The organism is Frateuria sp. (assembly GCF_013362045.1).
GTDB lineage: Bacteria > Pseudomonadota > Gammaproteobacteria > Xanthomonadales > Rhodanobacteraceae > Frateuria_A.
On the sequence record NZ_JABFWW010000158.1, the window covers coordinates 1 to 2,906 of the forward strand.

At 69.2% G+C, this 2,906-nt stretch carries 4 protein-coding genes; 1 reads left to right on the plus strand and 3 read right to left on the minus strand.

Features of this window, described 5'->3' with window-relative positions:
- Positions 1 to 635 (minus strand): FAD-dependent oxidoreductase (locus HOQ08_RS07650; RefSeq protein WP_291192955.1); only part of this gene is annotated, 635 nt, incomplete at its 3' end.
- A gap of 265 nt (positions 636 to 900) precedes the next feature.
- On the opposite strand from HOQ08_RS07650, the gene HOQ08_RS07655 reads away from it, so the two are divergent.
- Positions 901 to 1,452 (plus strand): C40 family peptidase, encoded by a 552-nt coding sequence (locus HOQ08_RS07655; RefSeq protein WP_291192956.1) that lies wholly within the window; start codon positions 901 to 903, stop codon positions 1,450 to 1,452.
- A 116-nt stretch (positions 1,453 to 1,568) separates the two neighbouring features.
- Here the strand turns inward: HOQ08_RS07655 and HOQ08_RS07660 are convergent, their stop codons facing one another.
- Both HOQ08_RS07660 and HOQ08_RS07665 read right to left on the minus strand, forming a co-directional pair.
- The gene (locus tag HOQ08_RS07660; RefSeq protein WP_291192957.1) at positions 1,569 to 2,054 is read right to left on the minus strand and encodes a peptidylprolyl isomerase; all 486 of its coding nucleotides are present in this window, start codon (positions 2,052 to 2,054) and stop codon (positions 1,569 to 1,571) included.
- A 36-nt stretch (positions 2,055 to 2,090) separates the two neighbouring features.
- Positions 2,091 to 2,906, minus strand: an 816-nt coding sequence (locus tag HOQ08_RS07665; protein ID WP_291192958.1) for an MFS transporter, incomplete at its 5' end; no start/stop codon positions are given.

Consider the following 2,906-nt stretch of genomic DNA (forward strand, 5'->3'; position numbering starts at 1 on the left):
AGCGCCTGCACCAGTTCCGCGTCGAAACCGGCGAGCGGCTGCTTGCGGATCAGCATCTCCACCTCGCAACCCAGCGCACGCAGCAGACAGGCGAACTCCACTGCGACGTAGCCCGCGCCGACGATGCCGATGGAGCGCGGCGCGGCGCGCAGCGAAAACAGGTCGTCGGACACCATGCCCAACTCGAACCCGGGCAGCGGCAACCGCCGCGGCCGCGCGCCAGTGGCGATCACGATCTGCGGTGCGCGGTAGCGCTTGCCGCCAGCCTCGACACTGTCCCGCGCCACCAGGCGGGCCGCCGCACCGATCCGCCGCACGCCCGCCGCTCCCAGGCGCTGCGCGTAGCGTTGGCGGATACCCTCGATGTAACGGTCGCGCTGTCCACGGAAGCGCTCCCAGTCCAGCCGGCCGGGCGCCAGCCCGAAACCGTAATCCGCGGCGAGCGTCTGCGCTTGCGCCAGTTGCGCTGCGAACCACAGCGCCTTCTTCGGCACGCAGCCGAGGTTGACGCAAGTGCCGCCAGGCGGCCCCGGCTCGGCCAGCGCCACCTTCGCTCCGTAGCGGGCCGCCCGCTGCGCCACCGTCAAGCCGCCCGAGCCGGCGCCCAGCACGATCAGGTCGAAATCGCTGTCCATGCAGCCTCCGTATGCGCGCTCCCAGAGCATGCCCACCGCGCGGATTGGCGATGTGAACAGCCTGCTGTCCTTGCCGGAGTGCAGGCTAGCGTCACGGCTTCGGCCTAGCGCGTACCGCCTCCACGGCATCGATGCCCTGGGCGGGCTGCCGGGCGAACGCCCGCTGCAGGTCGAGCGCATGGGATGGAGCGATCGGCAAAGCATCTCAGGAACTTGACGCAAGCCATTGATTGGCTAAGCTCGGACAAAAGCCGAGGTTGCCACGATGGGCCCTGCCCGCTCTCCCGCCAAGCTGCCCGCACACGTCGTGGCCATGGCGGCCACGTTGCTGCTGGCCGCCTGCGCCAGCCATCCGCATCGGCCGGAACCGACCTTCCGCGAATCGCACTCGTCGCTGGCGGACCTGCCGGCACGCGCGCCCTCCGCAGCCGGCGCAGCCACAGCCAACGACGTGCTGTTCCGCGCGATCGCGCTGGTCGGCACGCCCTACCACTGGGGCGGCAACACCCCGGAGAGCGGCTTCGACTGCAGCGGCCTGGTCGACTACATCTATCGCCAGGCAGCCGACATACTGCTGCCGCACGCCTCGCGCGACATGGCACGCGTCGATGGCCACAAGGTCAAGCGCATGACGGACCTGGCCAGCGGCGACCTGGTGTTCTTCGACATCGGCGGCGACATCAGCCACGTGGGCGTGTACGTGGGCAAGGGGCGCTTCGTGCACGCGCCCAACAGCGGCGGCACGGTGCGCATGGACGACATCGACGGTCCGTACTGGCGCGACCACTTCGCATTCGGAAAGCGGCTGCTGGATTGAGGGAAAGCGGGCGGCGGCAAGGTCGGCCCCTCACCCCAACCTTCTCCCCGGAAGGGAGAAGGGGCAAAGGAAACGGCGCCTAGGGCGCCGTTTTCGTTATCGCTTTGAAACGCGCTTCAGTGCGCTTCCTGGCCCGGCGGATGCGCGTGGCCGTGCTTGATCTCGTCCTCGGTGGCCTCGCGCACCTCCTCGATCGCCACGTCGAAGTGCAGCGACTTGCCGGCCATCGGGTGGTTGAGGTCCACGTCGACGGTGCTCATGCCGACCTTGTGCACGGTCACCGCGCGGTGGCCGCCTTCCTTCAGCGCCAGCACGGTGGTCATGCCCGGCTTGAGCTTGTTCGCCTGCTGGAAGTACTTCTTGGGCACGCGCTGGATGCGGCCTTCCTCGCGCTCGCCGTAGCCTTCGGCCGGGGCGATGTCGACTGCGAGCGTGTCGCCCGCCGCGTGGTCCTCCAGCGCCTTCTCCAGGCCGCTGATGAGCTGCCCGTGGCCGAGCAGGATCCACAACGGCTCGCCGTTGTCGCGCGAGCTCTCCACCTTCTCGCCGTCCACCGTGAGCGTGTAGTGGAACGCGATGACCTTGTCCTTGCCTGCCTTCATTGCCTGTCTCGTCGGGATGCAAAGGGCGGGATTCTATCAGCCCTGCGCCCGGCCGAAGCCCACCCCGCGCGCTTCCGGCCCCAGCCACGCCAGCAGCGCCAGCAGCACCGCCACCACGGCGATCCAGGTCGACATGGCGAAGGCATAGTCGCCGCCGTGCGCCCTGGCGATCCACGCCTGCGCAGTGGCCGTGACGGCAGCCAGCAGATTGCCGGCCTGGTAGGCGAAGCCCGGCAGCGTGCCGCGCACGTGGTCGGGGGACAATTCGTTCAGGTGCGTCGGCACCACGCCCCAGGCGCCCTGCACCATCACCTGGATCAGGAACGCGCCTGCGCCGTAGAGCACCAGCGTGCCGCCATACATCCACAGCGGGATCACCGGGATCGACAGCAGCGCGGCGATCACGATCGCGCGACGCCGGCCGACCCGTTCCGACAGCGCGCCGAAGAACAGCCCGCCCACCAGCGCTCCGAGGTTGAGCAACGCCACCAGCGCGAACGCCGCGCCCGAACCGGTCGGCAGGTGCAGGTCGACCTCTTCGAAGGTGTGGTAGAGGTCCTGCGAGCCGTGGCTGAACATGTTGAACGCGGTCATCAGCAGCATCAGGTACAGCGCCAGCTTCCAGTGACCGCGCATGGCCTCGCGCACGCCGCGCCGGGGCGCATGGCGCTGCTGCTGCCACACCGGCGACTCGGGCACCTTGCGGCGGATGTAGAGCACCAGCAGCGCCGGGGCGGCGCCGACCACGAACAGTCCGCGCCAGCCAATGTGGTCGATCAGCAGCCAGTTGGCCAAGGCACCCAGGAAGAAACCGCATGGGTAGCCGCTCTGCAGCAAGCCCGAGACGATGCC